Annotated in this window: 20 protein-coding genes; 11 read left to right on the top strand and 9 right to left on the bottom strand. The window is 67.9% G+C overall.

The genetic code is table 11. The annotated features are described in order from the left end of the window. The first annotated feature begins 69 nt into the window (after positions 1-69). The 3 genes from metE (at position 70) to ACR80S_RS05295 (ending at position 3,984) form a co-directional block, all read left to right on the top strand. Positions 70-2,367: a 5-methyltetrahydropteroyltriglutamate--homocysteine S-methyltransferase gene (gene metE / locus ACR80S_RS05305; RefSeq protein WP_435402727.1), complete on the top strand. Its 2,298-nt coding sequence runs from the start codon at positions 70-72 to the stop codon at positions 2,365-2,367. A gap of 191 nt (positions 2,368-2,558) precedes the next feature. After that, positions 2,559-3,263, top strand: a complete 705-nt coding sequence (locus tag ACR80S_RS05300) for an MliC family protein (RefSeq protein WP_435402726.1) — start codon at positions 2,559-2,561, stop codon at positions 3,261-3,263. A gap of 112 nt (positions 3,264-3,375) precedes the next feature. Beyond that, entirely contained in the window at positions 3,376-3,984 is a 609-nt protein-coding gene (locus tag ACR80S_RS05295; RefSeq protein WP_435402725.1) for an FMN-dependent NADH-azoreductase, read from the top strand. 92 nt (positions 3,985-4,076) lie between these two features. Here the strand turns inward: ACR80S_RS05295 and ACR80S_RS05290 are convergent, their stop codons facing one another. Both ACR80S_RS05290 and ACR80S_RS05285 read right to left on the bottom strand, forming a co-directional pair. Continuing rightward, a complete protein-coding gene (locus tag ACR80S_RS05290; RefSeq protein ID WP_435402724.1) occupies positions 4,077-5,144 on the bottom strand; it encodes a metal-dependent hydrolase in 1,068 nt (355 codons plus the stop codon). 63 nt (positions 5,145-5,207) lie between these two features. Next, positions 5,208-5,753, bottom strand: coding sequence for a DNA-3-methyladenine glycosylase I (locus tag ACR80S_RS05285; RefSeq protein ID WP_435399485.1), 546 nt, complete (start codon positions 5,751-5,753; stop codon positions 5,208-5,210). Positions 5,754-5,854: 101 nt separating this feature from the next. On the opposite strand from ACR80S_RS05285, the gene ACR80S_RS05280 reads away from it, so the two are divergent. From ACR80S_RS05280 to ACR80S_RS05270, 3 genes are all read left to right on the top strand, one after another. Then, positions 5,855-6,313, top strand: coding sequence for a DUF411 domain-containing protein (locus ACR80S_RS05280; protein ID WP_435399484.1), 459 nt, complete (start codon positions 5,855-5,857; stop codon positions 6,311-6,313). Between the two features lie 76 nt (positions 6,314-6,389). Then, positions 6,390-6,830 (top strand): lactoylglutathione lyase, encoded by a 441-nt coding sequence (gene gloA / locus ACR80S_RS05275; protein WP_435399483.1) that lies wholly within the window; start codon positions 6,390-6,392, stop codon positions 6,828-6,830. Between the two features lie 35 nt (positions 6,831-6,865). Then, positions 6,866-7,315, top strand: a complete 450-nt coding sequence (locus ACR80S_RS05270) for an META domain-containing protein (protein WP_435399482.1) — start codon at positions 6,866-6,868, stop codon at positions 7,313-7,315. A gap of 64 nt (positions 7,316-7,379) precedes the next feature. Here ACR80S_RS05270 and ACR80S_RS05265 read toward each other — a convergent pair whose 3' ends face one another. The 4 genes from ACR80S_RS05265 to ACR80S_RS05250 all read right to left on the bottom strand — a co-directional run bounded on the left by ACR80S_RS05265 (position 7,380) and on the right by ACR80S_RS05250 (position 13,724). Beyond that, positions 7,380-10,370, bottom strand: coding sequence for a valine--tRNA ligase (locus tag ACR80S_RS05265; protein ID WP_435402723.1), 2,991 nt, complete (start codon positions 10,368-10,370; stop codon positions 7,380-7,382). A 103-nt stretch (positions 10,371-10,473) separates the two neighbouring features. After that, a complete protein-coding gene (locus ACR80S_RS05260; protein WP_435399480.1) occupies positions 10,474-10,935 on the bottom strand; it encodes a DNA polymerase III subunit chi in 462 nt (153 codons plus the stop codon). A 10-nt stretch (positions 10,936-10,945) separates the two neighbouring features. Further along, positions 10,946-12,046 carry a branched-chain amino acid aminotransferase gene (locus ACR80S_RS05255; RefSeq protein WP_435399479.1) on the bottom strand — a complete coding sequence of 367 codons (1,101 nt, stop codon included), beginning with the start codon at positions 12,044-12,046 and terminating at the stop codon, positions 10,946-10,948. Positions 12,047-12,191: 145 nt separating this feature from the next. Beyond that, a complete protein-coding gene (locus tag ACR80S_RS05250; protein ID WP_435402722.1) occupies positions 12,192-13,724 on the bottom strand; it encodes a leucyl aminopeptidase in 1,533 nt (510 codons plus the stop codon). Positions 13,725-13,858: 134 nt separating this feature from the next. Here ACR80S_RS05250 and lptF point away from each other — a divergent pair, with 134 nt between their 5' ends. From lptF to bfr, 5 genes are all read left to right on the top strand, one after another. After that, positions 13,859-14,941 carry an LPS export ABC transporter permease LptF gene (gene lptF / locus ACR80S_RS05245; RefSeq protein ID WP_435402721.1) on the top strand — a complete coding sequence of 361 codons (1,083 nt, stop codon included), beginning with the start codon at positions 13,859-13,861 and terminating at the stop codon, positions 14,939-14,941. Then, a complete protein-coding gene (lptG, locus tag ACR80S_RS05240) occupies positions 14,938-16,002 on the top strand; it encodes an LPS export ABC transporter permease LptG (RefSeq protein ID WP_435399476.1) in 1,065 nt (354 codons plus the stop codon). The genes lptF and lptG overlap by 4 nt, the downstream gene beginning before the upstream one ends. Before the next feature lie 13 nt (positions 16,003-16,015). Then, entirely contained in the window at positions 16,016-16,492 is a 477-nt protein-coding gene (locus tag ACR80S_RS05235) for an RDD family protein (RefSeq protein WP_435402720.1), read from the top strand. 111 nt (positions 16,493-16,603) lie between these two features. Further along, entirely contained in the window at positions 16,604-16,810 is a 207-nt protein-coding gene (locus ACR80S_RS05230) for a bacterioferritin-associated ferredoxin (protein WP_435399474.1), read from the top strand. A 169-nt stretch (positions 16,811-16,979) separates the two neighbouring features. Continuing rightward, the gene (gene bfr / locus ACR80S_RS05225; protein WP_435399473.1) at positions 16,980-17,462 is read left to right on the top strand and encodes a bacterioferritin; all 483 of its coding nucleotides are present in this window, start codon (positions 16,980-16,982) and stop codon (positions 17,460-17,462) included. Positions 17,463-17,579: 117 nt separating this feature from the next. Here bfr and ACR80S_RS05220 read toward each other — a convergent pair whose 3' ends face one another. From ACR80S_RS05220 to ACR80S_RS05210, 3 genes are read right to left on the bottom strand one after another with little or no spacing between them, the layout of a single operon-like run. Further along, positions 17,580-17,804: a DUF1653 domain-containing protein gene (locus ACR80S_RS05220; protein ID WP_435399472.1), complete on the bottom strand. Its 225-nt coding sequence runs from the start codon at positions 17,802-17,804 to the stop codon at positions 17,580-17,582. A gap of 49 nt (positions 17,805-17,853) precedes the next feature. Continuing rightward, positions 17,854-18,711 (bottom strand): tRNA cyclic N6-threonylcarbamoyladenosine(37) synthase TcdA, encoded by an 858-nt coding sequence (tcdA, locus tag ACR80S_RS05215; protein ID WP_435399471.1) that lies wholly within the window; start codon positions 18,709-18,711, stop codon positions 17,854-17,856. Between the two features lie 13 nt (positions 18,712-18,724). Further along, positions 18,725-19,498, bottom strand: coding sequence for a pseudouridine synthase (locus ACR80S_RS05210; RefSeq protein ID WP_435399470.1), 774 nt, complete (start codon positions 19,496-19,498; stop codon positions 18,725-18,727). Positions 19,499-19,508: the final 10 nt, after the last annotated feature.

Below are 19,508 nucleotides of genomic sequence, written 5' to 3'. Positions count from 1 at the left end.
GTTTAGTTTGATTCACCCTGCATGGCCAGCCAGACTTTGTTGGATAATTCATCCATAAAGGTTTTTTCAATGAGTATTTCTCATGTTGTCGGGTATCCGCGCATCGGTGCCGATCGCGAACTCAAGCGCGCGATGGAGGCATACTGGCAGGGGGCGCTGTCCCGAGAGGCGCTGGAGGCCGTGGGACGCGATCTGCGCGCCCGCCACTGGGACGACCAGCGTGCGGCGGGGCTCGACCTGGTAACGGTGGGCGACTTCGCCTTCTACGACCAGGTGCTAGACCTCTCGGTGACCCTGGGGGCGGTGCCGGCGCGCTTCGCCGCCGGGGCCGAACTGGCCATGGGCGAGGTGGGCCTGGATACCGCCTTCCGCATGGCTCGCGGCCGGGCGCCCAGTGGTGAGCCCGCCGCCGCCTGCGAGATGACCAAGTATTTCGATACCAACTACCACTACCTGGTGCCGGAGCTCCACGCCGGCCAGGCCTTCCGGCTGGCCAGCTCGCGCCTCTTCGATCAGGTGGCCGAGGCTCGGGCGCTGGGCCATGCTGTGAAGGTGACCCTGCTTGGCCCGCTCACCTGGCTGTGGCTGGGGAAGGCCCGCGACGCAGGCCTGGATCGCCTGAGCCTGCTCGAGACCCTGCTGCCGGTCTATGGCGAGCTGCTGGCGCGCCTTGCCGAGCAGGGCGTGAAGTGGGTGCAGCTCGAGGAGCCGGCCCTGGTGCAGGAACTGCCCCGGGAGTGGCAGCAGGCCTATGAGGCCGCCTACAGCGTGCTCGGCCGGGCCCCGGTGAAGCTGCTGCTGGCCAGCTACTTTGGCGGCCTGGGTGACAACCTGAGCCTCGCCGCCAACCTGCCGGTGGCGGGGCTGCATATCGATGCGGTGCGCGCCCCCGAGCAGCTCGCCGCGGTGCTCGACCGGCTGCCCGCCTACAAGGTGCTCTCGGTGGGCGCCATCGACGGTCGCAACGTCTGGCGCGCCGACCTGGCGCTGCTGCGCGAGCGCCTGGCCCAGGCGCGGATCCGGCTCGGCGAACGGTTATGGATCGCGCCCTCCTGCTCGCTGCTGCATGTGCCGGTGGATCTCGAGCGCGAGACCGAGCTCGACCCGGAACTCCGGAGCTGGCTTGCCTTCGCCCGCCAGAAGCTCGACGAGACGGTGACCCTGGCGCACCTGCTCGACGGTCGTGCCCGCGAGGTCGACTGTCAGCGCCTGGAGGCCGCGACCCTGGCCTTGCACGCACGGCGGAACTCGCCGCACCTCCATCGCCCCGACGTGGCCGGTCGCCTGGCGGGCATCGAACCGCTTGACCTCGAGCGCGCGAGCCCCTACCCGACGCGCGCCCTGGCCCAGCGCCGGGCGCTGGGCCTGCCGCTCTTTCCCACCACCACCATCGGCTCCTTCCCCCAGACCGACGAGATCCGCGCCGCACGCCGCGCCCACAAGGCCGGTGAGCTCTCCGAAGACGCCTACGAGGCACGGATGCGCGAGGAGATCGCCCACGCGGTAGCGCGCCAGGAGGCCTTGGGCCTCGACATGCTGGTGCACGGCGAGCCCGAGCGCAACGACATGGTGGAGTACTTCGGCGAGCGGCTCGACGGCTACGCCTTCACCCGCTTCGGCTGGGTGCAGAGCTACGGCTCGCGCTGCGTCAAGCCGCCGGTGATCGTTGGCGACGTCAGCCGCCGGGGCCCCATGACGGTGCGCTGGAGCCAGTACGCCCAATCGCTCACCAACAGGCCCATGAAGGGCATGCTCACCGGCCCCGTCACCATGCTGCAGTGGGCCTTCGTGCGAGACGACCAGCCCCGCGAGACCACCTGTCGGCAGATCGCGCTCGCCCTGCGTGATGAGGTGCTCGACCTGGAGGCGGCCGGCATCCGCGCCATCCAGATCGACGAGCCGGCGCTTCGCGAGGGGCTGCCGCTGCGCAGGAGCGAGTGGCCGGGCTACCTGGGATGGGCGGTGGATGGCTTTCGGCTGGCCGCAGCCGGGGTGGGCGACGAGACCCAGGTCCATACCCACATGTGCTACTCGGAGTTCAACGACATCATCGAGTCGATTGCCGCCCTGGACGCCGACGTCATCACCATCGAGACCTCGCGTTCGGACATGGAACTGCTCGATGTCTTCCAGGACTTCGCCTACCCCAACGAGATCGGCCCCGGCGTCTACGATATTCACTCGCCGAACGTGCCCGAGGTCGACTGGATGGTGGGGTTGATGGAGAAGGCCGCCGAGCGCATCCCGGCGGAGCGGCTGTGGGTCAATCCCGACTGCGGCCTCAAGACTCGCCGCTGGGAGGAGGTGGAGCCGGCCCTGACCAACATGATGGAGGCGGCGCACCGGCTGCGCCGACGCTTCGGCTAGGCCGGCAAGGGGCGCAAGGGCGGCGAGCCGGGCCGAGGGGAGGGTGTCGGAATTAGTGTTGTGGAAAACGGTGGCGGAACAGGGTGGCGAAAAAGGGCTCCGTCAGCGTTGAGCCGTGGCAGGCAGCGGCCGACACCGGCGGCTGCTATGCTCGGCGGATCAAGGAACTCTGACCCTCGCAAGGAGATGCCATGTCCCGCCTTCTCGCCCCCGCCGCCTTCGGCTTGACCCTGCTGCTGGGCGGCTGCGCCACCGCCACCTCGCCGTCGCCGATCACCCCGCAGGGACACGCCCCGCTGCTGCCCTCGACGCTCTTTCCGGGCGGCGCCGAGTCCTTCACCTCCTGGCAGTGTCATCCGAACCAGGCGCTGGTCACGGCCCTCCCGGAGGGCGACGAGCTGCGCCTCTGGTCGGCCCACGGCGCCTGGCGGCTTCAGCCCGCTGTGGTGGCCAGCGGCGCTCGCTATGAGGGGAGCCAGGTCAGCTTCTGGAACAAGGGCGATTCGGCCATCGTGGAGACCCCCCGGGGGCGGCTGGAGTGCCAGGTCTACATGCAACGCCAGGCGCTCACCCGCCAGCAGCGCCCCGGGGTGATGTTCCAGGGGCGCGGCAACGAGCCGGGCTGGATGGTGCATCTGGCCCATGATCGCCCCGAGGCGACCCTCACCCTGGACTACGGCACCCGTGAGCAGACGCTGCCCTATCGAGTCGCCGCCCTGGACAACGAGGCGGGCCGCGTGGTGCTGGCCAGCGGCCGCGGCGACACCCCCTTCGAGCTGCGCATCGAGGCCGGCGCCTGCCTGGACGACATGAGCGGCGAGCCCTTTCCGGCAAGGGTCACTCTGAGTATTGACGGCGAGCAGTATCGCGGCTGCGGCCAGGGCATCACCCCGTAAGGGGTGGTTTTCGTTTTTATCGAAAGTGGGGTGCGGATTTTTGCGCTTTTCATGGCAAAAAATCCATCTATCATGGCGGTCATTGTCCTGATTCCTCTTCAAGGAGATCGCCATGACCACTCGTACCCTCGTGATTACCTCTTCCATCCTCGGCGAAAACGGCCAGTCCAAGGGCCTGGCCGAGCACTTCATCGCCCAGGCTCAGGGCCGCGACGGCGTCGAGGTGACCCACCGCGATCTAGTGGCCAACGCGCTGCCTCACCTGGAATTGGCGGAGCTTGGGAGCTGGCAGGTGACTGCCGACAAGCGCAGCGCCGAGCAGCGTGAGCTGGCCGCCCGTTCCGATGAGCTGATCGATGAGTTGATGGCCCACGACGTGGTGGTGCTGGCGGTGCCGATGTACAACTTCGGCATTCCCAGCCAGCTCAAGGCCTGGTTCGATCGTGTGATGCGCGCCGGCGTGACCTTCCGCTACACCGAGAAGGGCCCCCAGAGTCTGGTGGAGGCTAAGCGTGCGGTCATCCTGGCGGCACGCGGTGGCCAGTATGCCGGCACCGAGAAGGACACCCAGACCCCGCACCTCAAGCTGATGCTGGGGATGATGGGCATCACCGAGGTGGATACTGTCTTCGCCGAGGGGCTCAACATGGGCGAGGGCACGCGTGCCGCGGCGCTCAAGGAGGCCCGTCAGGCCATCGACGGCCTGGCCGATCGCCTCTGAGCCGGCAGGCGCCATCGCGGTAGTTGACAGCATTGCACGCAGCGGGGCGACCAGATGGTCGCCCCGCTGCGTTGTTCGGCATCGGCTCCAGATCAGCACCGCTCCGGGGTGTCGAGTACCCAGCCGGCGCCGACGAACGCGCTGGTACAGAGCGCCGGCTCCGGGGTCAGGATACGGCCGGCCAGCCGCGACAGCGCCTCCCGGTTGCCTCGCGAGGGGGCGGTAAGCTGTTCGGAGACCTTGACCGGTTGCCAGGCGTCCCCCTCGCGGGTGGCCAGGGTGAAGGCGAAGGGGTGAAAGCCGGGAAAGCCCAGCCGTAGGTCGGTCACTACCAGTGTCTTGCGCCCATCGAGCTCACGGGTCTCGTAGCGCAGGAAGGGGCCGGCGAACCAGTCCAGCCGCCGGCCGCGCGGGCTCTCCAGTGCCACCTCCTCCAGCTCGGCGCCGCGGCGGTAGGTCTCCACCAGCGGCGGGGTGTCGCCGTCCAGCACCCCCACCAGCAGCTCGTGGTGCTCGTCGCCGTCCACCACCGTGACCCGCCACAGCAGGGTGTTGAAGGGGGTGGGCTGGACCAGCCGCGGAGCCTCGGCAAGCCCCCGCTCGGCCAGTACCGGCTCCAGGCGATGCTCCACCAGCTGCTTGGCACCGAAGGCGAACACCAGGTAGGCGCTGGCCAGCGCCAGCCCCCAGGTCGGGCCGCGTCGGCCGTCGCCGGTGGCCAGCGCCACGCCGGTGCCGACCAGCAGCGGCAGGGTGTAAAGCGGATCGATGATGAAGACGATGGGGTATGCCGCGGGCGGTACGTCCAGCGGCCACAGGAGCTGAGTGCCGTAGGTGGTCAAGGCATCCAGCAGCGGGTGGGTGAGCAGGCACAGGCCGAAGAAGGCCCACCAGCGGCCCAGGGTGATATCCCGAGCCGGGGCCAAGCGCGCCGAGAGCAGTGCCAGGAGCGTGGCCACCCCGGTCAGCACGAAGAGCGAGTGGGAGAAGCCGCGGTGCTCGGTGACGTTGGCCACGGCGTCGCCGTAGTCGATGACCACGTCGAGGTCGGGCAGGGTGCCGAGCACGGCGCCGATCAGCACCGCCTTGCGGCCCAGTCGGCAGCCCAGCACGGCGCCGCCTATGGCGGCCCCCAGGGCGGCCTGGGTAATCGAATCCATCGGGAGTCGTTCCTCGCAGAGAGTGCCCGGCTATGATGCCATGCGCGGGGTGACAGTTCCCCGTTACACCTCTCGGGTCTGAGCCCAGGGCGGTGCAGCCGCGAGAATACGCGCCTGCACCGGGCAGTCGTCACAGTGGGCACCCGGCAGATAGCCCGTGCTCATCAGGAATTCGCCGGTAATCTTCGGCCCGGTGAAGCGGAAGGTGCGCTTGAAGAGCTTGACCCAGTCGCTGTGGCGCAGCGGATGGTGGTGGTCGAGCCAGGTGCGCAGACTGCCGTGCTCGTCGCGCAGGGACTGGACTACCCGGGCGTTGTGGATCACCGCGTCGACCTTCAGGCGATTGCGGATGATGCCGGCGTCCGCCATCAGCCGCGCCCGTTCAGCCTCGCCATAGTCGGCGACCCGGTCGATGGCGAAGCCGTCTAAGGCGTCCCGGAAGGCGACGCGCTTCTTCAGCACCGTCAGCCAGGATAGCCCCGCCTGATTGATCTCCAGGGCCAGGCGTTCGAACAGGGCCTCGTCGTCGGCGACCGGGAAACCGTACTCGTGGTCGTGGTAGGGTCCGTGAAACGGATGGCCCGGGGCCAGGTCACAGTAGTGGCTCATGCTGGGGCTCCCCGTCGCGAGCTGTCTTGATCCAGGCCCTTGGCAAGGGCCCTGTCGATGCCGACAATGGTGCCATCACCCTACACCGCGGAGTGCCTGTCATGAAGAGAATGGTTAGCCCCCTGGTCGCCGGCGCCCTGCTGGCGCTGCTGGCTGCCCCCGCCTGGGCAGAGCGGCCCGTGGTCGAAATGTACCAGGACCCCAACTGCGGCTGCTGCGGCGCCTGGGCCGACCACCTGGAGGCCGAGGGCTTCACGGTGGAGCGCCACAAGACCCGCGAGATGCGCGAGATCAAGCTCGAGCAGGGCCTCACCCCCGAGCTCGCCTCCTGCCATACCGCCATGGTTGATGGCTATGTGATCGAGGGCCATGTGCCGGCGGCGGACATCGACCGCCTGCTGGAGGAGCGCCCGGACGTGGCGGGTCTGGCCGTGCCGGGCATGCCCCACGGCTCACCGGGCATGGAGACCGGCCGTGTCGATGACTACCGGGTGCTGGGCTGGCATCGGGACGACCGCACGCCGGAGATCTTCAACGAGTACATCCCTGATCCGAACTGACTCAGCGATAGTCGAGGGGCGCCAGTAACGCCCCGTTCCACTAGACAGTTTCGCTATAAACGACAAGGAGTTGGCCATGCAGTATCTGCACACCATGGTGCGCGTCAGCGACCTCGACGCCTCGCTGCGCTTCTACTGCGATCTGCTGGGCATGAAGGAGGTGCGCCGCAGGGAGAATGACAAGGGGCGCTTCACCCTGGTCTTCCTGGCCGCCCCCGAGGACGAGACGCGTTCCGCCGAGCTCAAGGCCCCGGAGCTGGAACTGACCTGGAACTGGGACCCGGAAGAGTACAGCGGCGGACGCAATTTCGGCCACCTGGCCTATCGGGTGGAGGATATCTACGCCCTGTGCGAGAAGCTCCAGGCGGGCGGGGTGACCATCAATCGTCCGCCCCGGGACGGCCACATGGCCTTTGTCAGAAGCCCCGATGGCATCTCGGTGGAGCTGCTGCAGAAGGGGGAGGCGCTCCCCGCCCGGGAGCCCTGGGCCTCCATGGAAAACACCGGCAGCTGGTGAGTTGCCAGCCACGTGACAAGGAAGATCGACAGCAGATGAAGACGACGCTTGTGGCCCAACTGGGCCTGTTGATGGCCGCCGCTACCCTGCTGGCGGCCTGTGGGGGGCGCCCCGATGCGCCACTGGATGAACGCGAGGCGAGCCTGTCGGGGCCGGTGGTGGAGCAGCGCTGGAATCTGCTGCTGGTGGGCACCGATGAGCGGCTCTCGCTGTCCGAGCCGGCCTGGTTTCGCATCTCTTCCGATGGCCGGGTCACCGGCAGCGACGGCTGCAACGAGATGAACGGGCGGGTGCGCCTGGGCGAGAGCCAGCGCATCGAGTTCTCGCAGCTGGCCACCACTCGGCGCGCCTGCCCCCAGGGCGAGGACGCGGCCCGCGTCTCCGGCATGCTGGAGACCGCTTACCGCTACCTGATCGACCACGACCGGCTGGTCTTCTTCGGCCCCGATCAGCGGGTGCTGGGCGGCTGGCGAAAGGCCAACTGAGCCAAGACCCAAAGCCGATGCGGCAGCGGCCCGCCGAGCGGGGTGGAGCCAGTGAAGCGGTGGCTCAGAGCGCGGCGATCTTGTCGCGCTGCTCCACCAGCAGGCGTCGGGTGGCCTGGAAGTCGGCCAGCTTGGCGCGCTCCTTCTCGACCACGGCCTCCGGCGCCTTGGCCACGAAGCCCTCGTTACCGAGCTTCTTCTCGATGCCGCCGACCAGTTTCTCCTGCTTGTCGATCTCCTTGGCGAGCCGCGCCAATTCGGCCTCCTTGTCGATCAGGTCGGCCATCGGCACCAGCACCTCCATCTCGCCCACCAGTTGGGTGGCCGAGAGCGGCGCCTGGGCGGGGTCGTCGAGCCAGGAGACGCTCTCCAGTTTGGCCAGTTTGGCCAGGAAGCGGCGGTTGGCCTCGAGGCGCTCGCGGTCCGCCGGGTCGCCCTTGGCAAGCAGCACCTCCAGCGGCTTGCCGGGGGCGATGTTCATCTCGGCGCGGATGTTGCGCACTGCCACGATCACCCCCTTGAGCCACTCGATGTCGCGGGTCGCCTGCTCGTCGAGCAGCGCCTCGTCGGCCTGCGGCCAGGGCTGCGCCATGATGGAACCGTCCGCATCCTTCGCGAGGGTGCCGGCCAGGGGCGCCACGCGTTGCCAGATCTCCTCGCTGATGTAGGGCATCATCGGGTGGGCCAGGCGCAGGATCGCCTCGAGTACCCGCACCAGGGTCTGGCGGGTGCCGCGCTTGGCTTGCTCGGAGGCGGCCTCATCCCACAGCACCGGCTTGGAGAGCTCCAGGTACCAGTCGCAGTACTCGTTCCAGACGAACTCGTAGAGGGCCTGGGAGGCGTGGTCGAAGCGGAACTCCTCCATGGCCTTCGTGACCTGGACGGTGGTCTGCTGCAGGCGCGAGAGGATCCAGCGGTCGGCCAGGGAGAGCTCGACGGAGGCGCCGCTCTGCTCCTTGAGGGAGAGGCCGGTGTCCTCGCCCTCGGCGTTCATCAGCACGTAGCGGGAGGCGTTCCACAGCTTGTTGCAGAAGTTGCGGTAGCCATCCAGGCGGCCCATGTCGAACTTGATGTCGCGCCCGGTCGTGGCCTGGGAGAGGAAGGTGAAGCGCAGCGCGTCGGTGCCGTGGGGCTCGATGCCCTCGGGGAACTCGCCGCGGGTGGCCTTCTCGATCGCCCTGGCCTTCTGGGGTTGCATCATGTTGCCGGTGCGCTTCTCCACCAGGGTGTCGAGCGTGATCCCGTCGATCAAGTCGATGGGATCGATCACGTTGCCCTTGGACTTGGACATCTTCTGACCCTGGCCGTCACGCACCAGGCCGTGTACGTAGACCTGCTTGAAGGGCACCTCGCCGGTGAACTTCAGGGTCAGCATGATCATCCGTGCGACCCAGAAGAAGATGATGTCGAAGCCGGTGACCAGCACGCTCGAGGGGTGGAAGGTGCGCAGCTCCTCGGTGCGCTCCGGCCAGCCCAGGGTGCCGAAGGTCCACAGGCCCGAGCTGAACCAGGTGTCGAGCACGTCCTCGTCCTGGGTGAGGCGCGGCACCCCCAATTTCTCCATGGTCGTCAGGGCGTCGGCGGTCAGCTCGGTGGTGCCGCCCAGCAGCTGGTTGAAGCCGCGCAGGCGCATGGCGCTATCGAAGTCGCCCTGCTCGTGCTCGATGAAGTGGGCCAGCTCGACCAGGTAGTCCCGGGTGGCCTCCACCTCGTTGCGGGCCACGAAGACATTGCCGTCCGCGTCGTACCAGGCGGGGATGCGGTGGCCCCACCACAGCTGCCGGGAGATGCACCAGTCCTGCAGGTCGCGCATCCAGGCGAAGTACATGTTCTCGTAGTTCCTGGGCACAAACTCGATGTCGCCCTTCTCCACCGCCGCGATGGCCGGCCTGGCGAGGCTCTCCACGGCGACGAACCACTGGTCCGTGAGCAGTGGCTCGATGACGTCGCCTGAGCGGTCCCCAAAGGGCAGGGTGTTGTTGATTGTCTCGATCTGCTCGAGCAGGCCGGCCGCCTCCATGTCGGCGACGATGCGCTTGCGCGCCTCGAAGCGGTCCAGCCCGGTGTAGGCCGCAGGCAGGCTCGCGTCGATCTCCGGCAGCGGGCGGCCCTGGATATCGAAGGCCTCCGCGCGCTCGAGAATACTCGCTTCCTGGGTGAAGACGTTGATCAGCGGCAGCTCCTGGCGCCGACCGACCTCATAGTCGTTGAAGTCGTGGGCCGGGGTGATTTTCACGCAGCCGGAGCCCTTCTCCATGTCGGCGTGCTCGTCGGCCACGATCGGGATACGGCGCCCCACCAGCGGCAGGGTGATGAACTTGCCCACCAGCGAGGCGTAGCGGGGGTCTTCCGGGTTGACCGCCACGCCGGTATCGCCCAGCAGGGTCTCCGGGCGGGTGGTAGCGACGACCAGGCAGTCCTTGCCGTCATCGGTGGTGACGCCATCGGCCAGCGGGTAGCGGAAGTGCCAGAATTGGCCCTGCTGGTCGCGGTTCTCCACTTCGAGATCGGATATCGCGGTGTGCAGGGTGGGGTCCCAGTTGACCAGCCGCTTGCCGCGGTAGATCAGTCCCTCCTTGTGGAGGCGCACGAAGACTTCCTGGACCGCCTTGTAGAAGCCGTCGTCCATGGTGAAGCGCTCGCGGCTCCAGTCGACGCTGGCGCCCATGCGGCGCAGCTGACGGGTGATCTGACCGCCGGACTCCTGCTTCCACTCCCACACCTTGTCGATGAAGGCCTCGCGGCCCAGGTCGTGGCGTGTCTTGCCTTCTTCCGCGGCGACCTTGCGCTCCACCAGCATTTGCGTGGCGATGCCGGCGTGGTCGGTGCCCACCTGCCAGAGGGTATTGCGCCCCTGCATTCGCCGCCAGCGGGTCAGGGTATCCATGATGGTGTCCTGGAAGGCGTGGCCCATGTGCAGGCTGCCGGTGACGTTGGGTGGCGGGATCATGATGGAGTAGGGCTCGCCCTGGCCTGTGGGGGCGAAGCGGCCATCGGCCTCCCAGCGCTCGTACCAGCGGGATTCGATCTGCTCGGGTTGGTAGGTCTTGTCCATGGGCGTTCCGGGTCCAGAAATGATCACCGCCGGCCAGAGGGCCGCACGGCAGGAGAGAGCGACGAAAAATGGGCCCGATTATAGCGCGGCGGGGCGCCTGGCGTCAGCCCGACTGCCCGCGCAGCTGGTGCGCCTTGACCGGGTATCCGCGCTTCTTGTAGGTCTGCCAGCACTCGCGCTTGGCGGTGAGCACGTCCTGGTGCTGGCTGATGATCTCGGCGACCCGCTCGAAGCGCGAGAACCACTCGGGAATGCCCGGCGAGAGGTTGAGCAGCGCCTGCACGGCCAGGTCGGGGGAGGGTGGGGTCTGCCAGCCGATGGTGACCGGAATCCGCGCGTCTCCCTCCCCCTCAGCCTGGTCATCGCCCAACAGTGCGTGGGGCACATAGGCGTCCGGGCGGAAGGTCCACAGCCGCTCGTCGAGCTCCCGGGCCATGGCCTCATCTTCGGCGTGCAGGTGCAGCCGATAGCCCTTGCGTTGGATGGTCTCGACCAGCCGGCAGGCGAAGTCGAGACGTGCCTCCAGGGTGGTGTCGGGGAGGACGTAGAAATCGATCTGGGTCATGGGGCCGATATCACACCAGTCGCGTCAGCCAGCCGTGGGTGTCCTCGGTGCGGCCGTACTGCAGGTCGAGCAGCTTGGTGCGCAAACGCTTGGCGATGGGGTTGCCGTTGTCGCCGGCCAGGCGGATGGTACCCTCCTCGGTCACCAGCTCGCCCACCGGGGTGATCACCGCGGCGGTACCGCAGGCGAAGACCTCGGTGAGCTCGCCGGAGGCGGCGGCTTCGCGCCACTCGTCGATGCTGATCGGGCGCTCCTCGGGGGCGAGGCCCTCGTCCCGGGCCAGGGTCAGCACCGAGTCCCGGGTAACCCCCTCGAGGATGGTGTCGGTCAGGCGCGGGGTGGCGATGCGGCCGTCCTTGAAGACGAAGAACAGGTTCATGCCGCCCAGCTCTTCGATCCACTTGTTCTCGACGGCGTCCAGGAAGGCCACCTGGCCGCAGTCGTGGGCGCTGGCCTCCTTCTGGGCCGCCAGCGAGGCGGCGTAGTTGCCGCCACACTTGGCGAAGCCTGTGCCGCCCGGGGCGGCACGCTTGTAGTGGCTGGAGAGCCAGATGGAGACCGGCTCCACGCCGCCCTTGAAGTAGGCCGCCGCGGGCGAGGCGATCACGTAGTAGTCCACCTCATGGGCGGGGCGCACGCCGAGGAACTTCTCGCTGGCGATCATGAAGGGGCGCAGATAGAGGCTGCACTCGTCGGCCTCGCTGGCCGGCGTGGGCACCCAGGCGTGATCTTGGGCCAGCAGCGCCTTGAGCGAACCGATGAAATCCTCGTCGGAGAGCTCCGGCAGGGCCAGGCGACGGGCGCTGCGGCGGAAGCGCTCGGCGTTCTTCTCCGGGCGAAAGGTCCACACGGAGCCATCAGCGTGGCGATAGGCCTTGATGCCCTCGAAGATCTCCTGGGCGTAGTGCAGCACCGCGGCGGCGGGGTCCAGGGTCAGCGGCCCGTAGGGGCGTACCTGGCGGCCGTGCCAGCCGGCGTCCAGGGTCCAGCGCACATGGGCCATGTGGTCGGTGAAGTAGCGACCGAAGCCGGGGTTGACGAGGATGTCCTCACGGATCGAGTCGGCCGTGGGGGTGGAGTTGGGCAGGAGTTCGAAGCTGGCAGTCGACACGGCAAGGGGGTCTCCGCTACGCCCGGGGCGGTGCCGGCCCCGGGGTGATACAGGAAGCTCGGGCCGGCGATTGCCGGCCCGGGTCGTGAATTTGTTGTCAGTCCCACATGAGAAAGGCGACGCGGGAAAAACGCAAGCCCCGCCGCTATTCCGCATTGGTTTCCACGTCGGTCTCCACCACGGCGTCGCCTTCGCGGTCCAGCAGGTACTGGGTCAGCAGGCCCACCGGGCGGCCGCTGGCGCCCTTCTCCTTGCCGGAGGCCCAGGCGGTGCCGGCGATATCCAGGTGTGCCCAGGGGAACTGGTCGGCGAAGCGCGAGAGGAAACAGGCCGCGGTGATGGTGCCCGCCGGGCGGCCGCCGATGTTGGCCAGATCGGCGAAGTTGGAGTCGAGCTGCTCCTGGTACTCGTCCCACAGGGGCAGGTGCCAGGCGCGGTCCCAGGCCGCTTCGCCGGCGTCGAGCAGGTCCAGGGCCAGGTCGTCGTCGTTGGCGAGTAGGGCGGTGGCGTGGTGGCCCAGGGCGATGATGCAGGCCCCGGTCAGGGTGGCGATGTCCACCACGCTGGCCGGTTCGAAGCGCTCGGCATAGGTGAGGGCGTCGCACAGCACTAGGCGGCCCTCGGCGTCGGTGTTGAGCACCTCGACCGACAGGCCCTTGAGGGTCTTGATGATGTCGCCGGGTTTGGTGGCACGGCCGTCGGGCATGTTCTCGGCGGCGGCGACGATGGCCACCAGGTTGACCTTCGGGCGGATGCCCAGCACCGCCTCGACGGTGCCCAGCACGCTGGCGGCACCGCACATGTCGAACTTCATCTCGTCCAGGCCTTCGCCAGACTTGAGCGAGATGCCGCCGGTGTCGAAGGTGATGCCCTTGCCCACCAGCACATGGGGGGCCTCCTGGGGGTTCTCGGCGCCCAGGTACTTCATCACGATCAGCCGCGAGGGCTGCTCGCTGCCGCGGCCTACCGAGAGCAGGCTGTAGGCGCCAAGCGCCTCCAAGGCCTCCTCGTCGAGGATCTCGACCTCAAGCGCCCCGCGGGAAGCCTTGCCCAGCGCCTCGGCCTGCTCGGCCAGGTAGCTCGGGGTGCAGACGTTCCCCGGCAGGTTGCCCAGGGTGCGGGCGGTGTTCATGCCCTGGCCCACGGCGTCGCCGATGCGCGCGCCTTCGCGGGCGGCGCCGGCCTCGCTGTCCTCGCTGACCAGCAGGGTCACCCGCTCCAGGCGCGGGGCGGGGGGCTTCTCGGACTTGAAGGCGTCGAAGCGGTAAAGGGCGCGATGGGTCGCCTCGGCCACCATGCGCGCCTTCCAGTCGGCGCCGCGCTCGGCCAGGGGCACGTCGGTGAAGGCCACGGCGCAGTCTTCCACCGGCAGGTCGGACAGGGCGGTGAAGGTGGCATCCAGCGCCTTGCGGAAGGCGGCCTCCTGGCACTTGTCACGCTTGCCCAGGCCCACCAGCAGCAGCCGCTCGGCGGAGAGGCCCGGGGCGAAGGGAATCATCTGCACCTTGCCCAGCTTGGCATCGAAGTCGCCGCGCTCCATGAGCTGGCCGACGAGCCTCTCGCTGGCGTCGTCGAGGCGTGCGGCGGTAGGCAGCAGTTCGCCATCCTGATACATCGGGATGACGAGGCAGGCGGTCTCGACCTTGGCGGGGTTACCCGTCTTTACTGGGAATTCCATGGCATCTCCACAGACAAGCGTGTTGGTTGCAGACGTCGGGGTTACAAGTGCAGGGGGATTCTGGATAATGCCGGCACGTCGCCGTGTCGCCCCAGTGTACCCAAGGCATGGCCCCATTGCATGGCAGGCGCCGCATGATCATCTTCCGTTATCTGACCCGCGAGATCCTGCTCACCATGGCCGCTGTCGCTGGCGTGCTGCTGCTGGTGATCATGGGCAGTCGCTTCATCCGCTACTTCGCTAACGCCGCCGAGGGCGATATCCCAGCCAGCATTCTCGGCACCCTGATGCTGTTCCATCTGCCGGGTTTCCTCGAGCTGATCCTGCCGCTGGCCTTCTTCCTCGGCATCCTGCTCGCCTATGGCCAGCTCTACCTCAACAGCGAAATCACCGTGTTGGTGGCCTGTGGCACCAGCCCCAACAAGCTGCTGCAGGTGAGCCTGGTGCCGGCCACCCTGGTGGCGGTCCTGGTGGCACTGTGCAGCCTGTGGCTGACGCCCGCCGGTGCCCTGCACAACGCGGTGATGCTCGAGGAGCAGCGCAGCCGCATCGACTTCTCGGCCCTGGCTCCGGGGCGCTTCCAGGAGTTTGGCAGCGGCCGCACCGCCTACATGGAGGGGCTCAGCGATGACGGTAGCGAGATGCGCGGCGTCTTCATCAGCGAGCGCCAGCGCCGCCGCGACGGCACCCCGGAGACGGCGGTGACCCGCGCCGAGGGGGGCTACCAGACCCTGGACATGGAGACCGGCAGCCGTTTCCTGGTCCTCGCCGACGGCGAGCGCTACAGCGTCGACCCCGGGCGCTTCGAGGCGGAGCGGCTCGAGTTCGATACCTACGCGGTGCGCCTCTCCCAGGCCGACGACATGCGCGAGCTCGACGCGCCCGAGTACGCCACCACCGCGGCGCTGTTCGGCGACGGCTCGTCTCGAGCCCAGGCCCAGCTGCAGTGGCGGCTGGGGCTGCCGCTGATGGTCTTCATCCTGACCCTGCTGGCGATGCCGCTCTCCAGGGTCAACCCGCGCCAGGGGCGCTTCGCGAAGCTGCTGCCGGCCATCTTCCTGCACGTGGCCTACCTGAGCCTACTGCTGGCCGCCCTGGACGCCATCGGCCGCGGAGCCTTGCCTGCCCTGGTGGGGATGTGGCCGATCCATGGCGCCTTCCTGGCCCTGGGGCTGATCATGATGGCACGCGCACAGCGCAAGGGGATGAGCGGATGATTGCCGATCGCTTCGACCGCTACCTGGCGCGCAATGTGCTGGGGGCCATCATCGTGGTGCAGGTGGTGCTGCTGGGCCTGGACCTGGTGATCACCTACATCAACGATCTGGACGACGTGGAGGGCGACTACGGCGCCTTCCAGGTGCTGCTCTACCTGGTGATGCGCCTGCCCTGGCGCTTCTACCAGTATGCCCCGGTGGGGGTGTTGATCGGCGCGCTGATCGGCCTGGGCAGCATGGCCTCGAGCAACGAGCTCACCGTGATGCGTGCCGCCGGACGCTCCCTGACCCGCATCCTGTGGGGGGCAATGAAGCCGATCATCCTGGTGATCGTGGCGGTACTGCTGGTGGCGGAATACGTGGCCCCGCGTACCGAGCAGTTCGCCAATGCCTGGCGCTTGGAGCGCATCCAGGGCGCCGGGGCCATTCTCACCGAGCGCGGCGGCTGGCAGCGAGAGGGGGACAGCTTCTACCGCTTCGGGGCCATTCGTGCCGACGACACTGTGCTCGACCTGACCCGCTACCGATTCGAGGGCCAGCGGCTGGTGGAGGCCGCCAGCGCCGAGCGTGCCGCCTGGCGCGACGGCAGCTGGCGGCTTGAGGGCGTGGAGCTCACCCGCTTCCACGACGAAAGCACCGAGGCCAAGCGCCACGACATCCTGCCCTGGGAGACCAGCCTGACGCCGGAGCAGCTCAGCCGCCTGCTGCGGCCCATCGATAGCCAGGCGCCCAGCGAGTTATTGGCCTATGCCCGCTACCTGCAAGCCCAGGGACAGGCGGCGACCCAGCCGCTGCTCTATTTCTGGCAGAAGATGCTGATGCCATTGACCATGGGCTCGTTGGTGCTGGTGGCGGCCTCCTTCGTGTTCGGCCCGCTGCGCACCGTGGCCGCCGGCACTCGGGTCTTCTACGGCGTGGTCACGGGCCTGGTCTTCAAGTACCTGCAGGACCTGCTGGCGCCGGCCTCCATGGTGTTCGGCTTCTCACCCGCCTGGGCGGTGCTGGCGCCGACCCTGATCTGTGCCGCAGTGGGGCTCTACCTGCTGCGGCGAACCGCCTGAGCAAGGAACTTCCATGCAACGACGTTTCGGGAACCTCGACGACGTCTGGCCGGCGGGGCTTGCCCGCCGGCTGGGCGCCATGCTCTACGACAGCTTCCTGGTGGCCGCCATCTGGCTCCTGGTGGCAGGCCTGCACCTATGGGTAGGCCGCCACCTGCTGGGGATTTCCGCCGAGCAGGTGGGGGCCAGTCCGCTCTGGGGGCTCTCCTTGCAGCTGCTGCTGCTGGTCTCGGCCTTCGCCTTCTTCGCCTTCTTCTGGGGCCGCGGCGGCATGACGCTCGGCATGCAGGCCTGGCGGCTGCGGGTGCAGACTCCCGACGGCGACTCCATCACCCTGGCCCAGGCGGCGGTGCGTTTCCTGGTGGCCTGCCTGTCGATCGCTGCCCTCGGCCTGGGCTATGTGTGGATCCTGTTCGATGCCGAGCGGCGCAGCTGGTCGGATATCGCCTCCGGCACCCGGGTGGTGGCGCTGCCCAAGCCATCCAGGTAGCCGTGCGTAGCGGGGATATTGACTCGGATCAGACATTGGTCGTTTCTCGCTTGCAAGAGTCTATGCGAATCATTTACATTTATTCTTGCAGTCGTCAGCGAGGTGATGTCGATGTACGTATGTCTCTGCAAGGGGGTCTCAGACCACCAGATCCGCCAGACCGTCGAGGACGGCGCTCGCAGCTGGCGCGACGTCCAGCGCGAGACCGGCTGCGGCACCCAGTGCGGCAAGTGCGCCGTGCAGGCCAAGGGCATCACCCGCGACGCGGTGAAGTCGGAGCTGATGGTGGGCACCGAGGATCTCGCTTACGCGGTGTGACAGTAGTCCTTCGGCGGAATCGAGATCATTCTCGCTTTCGTTATCAGAAGGTTGATTTCATTGGCTTTTCGACAGGATTCGCTAGACTGGTGAGCAGCGCCTGGCAATGCCGTCCCTGGCATGCCAAGCTGCAGCGACACTTCCCCGACGACAGCCACAAGGTGAATCCATGAAAGGCGACAGCAAGGTCATCGAGCATCTCAACAAGGCCCTGGGCAACGAACTGGTCGCGATCAACCAGTATTTCCTGCACGCCAAGATGTACAAGGACTGGGGCCTGCAGAAGCTGGCCACGTGGGAGTACGGCGAGTCCATCGAGGAGATGCAGCACGCCGACAAGCTGATCGAGCGCATCCTGTTCCTCGAGGGTATTCCCAACCTTCAGGACCTCGGCAAGCTCAACATCGGCCAGAACGTCCGCGAGATGCTCGAGAGCGACCTCAAGATCGAACACGAGGGGCGCACCGACTACATCGAGGCGATCACCCACTGCGAGCAGGTCAAGGACTACGTGAGCCGCGACCTCTTCCGTGACATCCTCGCTGACGAGGAAGACCACATCGACCATATCGAGACCGAACTCGGCCTGATCGACAAGGTCGGCATCGAGAACTACATGCTCAAGCAGATGCAGTTGGCCGGCGAAGAGTAAGCCTTTAAGTCCGACTCATCATCTCGCAGACACCGGCGCCCCCGTGGCGCCGGTTGTCGTTCTGTCGGTTGTCGTTCTGAAAAGGGGCTGGAGCGAAAGGGGTTAGAACGAAAAGGATTAGAACGCCTTCTCCAGCTCGAAGCGCGGTACCGGCTCGCCCCGCACCTCCACCAGTTCGGTGAATATCGCAAGCGGCCTCACCCAGAGGCCGTACTCGCCGTAGAGAGCACGGTAGACCACCAGAGGCTCCTCGGTTTCGCTGTGGTGGGCGAGGCCCAGCACCTCGTAGCGGTTGCCCTTGTAGTGGGCGTAGATGCCGGGGACGGGAAGCGAGCGGGGCATGGCAGACTCCAGGGGTGGGTGTCAGAGGTTGTGCTGGGGTGAGGTCGGGTCAGGGCGTCGAGGCGTCATCGGCGGCGGCCTGTTTCGCCAGCCGCGCCAGCACCCGGGAGGCGGCGACGAAGCCGAAGCTGCCGGTCACGAAGGTGGCGGCGCCGAAGCCGGAGGCGCAGTCCAGTCGGGTGGCCTCGCCGCTGCCGGGCTTCTGGAGGCACACCTCACCGTCGCTGCCCGGGTAGACCAGCTGTTCGTCAGAGTAGACGCACTCCACCGAGAATCGCCGCTTCGGGTTGCGCGAAAAGCCGAAGTCGCGGCGTAGCCGCGCGCGCACCTTGGCCAGCAGCGGGTCGTGCTCGGTGCGGGCGAGATCCGCTACCCGGATGCGGGTGGGGTCGGTCTGGCCGCCGGCGGCGCCGGTGACGATGATCGGCAGCTTGCGACGCTTGCACCAGGCGATCAGCGCTGCCTTGGCTACCACGCTGTCGATGGCGTCCACCACCTGGTCGAGGTCCTCGGGAATGCGCTCGGCCAGGTTGGTGGGGGTGACGAAGGCGGCGTCGGCCACCACCTCGATGCCCGGTTGGATGGCCCGGCAGCGCTCGGCCAGCACCTCCACCTTGGGCCGTCCGATGGAGCCGTCCAGGGCGTGGAGCTGGCGGTTGACGTTGGAGACGCAGACGTCGTCCAGGTCGATCAGGGTGAGCCGGCCGATGCCGGAGCGGGCCAGCGCCTCCACCGTCCAGCTGCCCACGCCACCGACGCCCACCACCACCACGTGGGCGGTGCGGAAGCGCTCGAAGGCGCGGGCGCCGTAGAGCCGGCGAATGCCGCCGAAGCGCAGGGCGTGGTCGTCCGTGTCGACGCTGTCCTGGGTGGCGATGGCGGAAGAGGCAAAGGGCAGATCGGTCATGGCGGCGTGTCGGTCAGTCGATGGCGGCGGGTTGGGGAGGCGTCCGGGGCTCGCCCACGGCGTCCACCGGCAGGTGGCCGGCCCAGCCGAAGCGCCGGAACAGGGCCGTCATGGTGGCGTCCAGGGCGCAGCTCAGGCGCAGCGGCTGCTCGGTTACGGGGTGCACGAAGGCCAGCCCGGTGGCGGCCAGCAGCAGCCGCGGGGCGTCCAGGCGCTCGGCGAAGAAGCGGTTGTGGTTGCCCTTGCCGTGCTTGGCATCGCCGATGATCGGATAGCCCCGCTGGGAGAGATGGCGCCGGATCTGGTGGCGCCGCCCGGTGAGCGGGCGCGCCTCCATCAGCGAATAGCGGCTGTGCGGGTAGCGGTCCACCTGCACCGGCAGCTCCACGCTGTCCAGGCGCCGGATGTCGGTCACCGCCTCCATGACGGGCATCTCGGCCTTGGGGCGGCTGCCGTCCTCCTCGCGCAGCGGATACTCGAGCCGCTCGGCCTCGGGACCGATGCCGCGCACCACCGCCAGGTAGCGCTTGGTAACCCGGCGCTCTGCAAAGGCCTCGGCCAGCGGGGTGGCGACCTCGGATGACAGGGCGAACACCATGACCCCGGACGTGGGGCGGTCCAACCGGTGCACCGGGTAGACCCGTTGGCTGAGCTTGTCGCGCAGTCGCTGCAGCAGGAACTCGCGCTCGCCACGGGCCAGGGCGGTGCGGTGCACCAGCAGGCCGGCCGGCTTGTGAACGGCCACCAGGTGCTCGTCGCGATGCAGGATGCGCAGGGGGTCGCTCATGCTGTCCGGA

The organism is Halomonas salsilacus (assembly GCF_051216275.1).
Classification (GTDB): domain Bacteria; phylum Pseudomonadota; class Gammaproteobacteria; order Pseudomonadales; family Halomonadaceae; genus Halomonas.
Note: the sequence above shows the minus strand (reverse complement) of the source record. Positions and strands in the feature narration are given on the sequence as shown.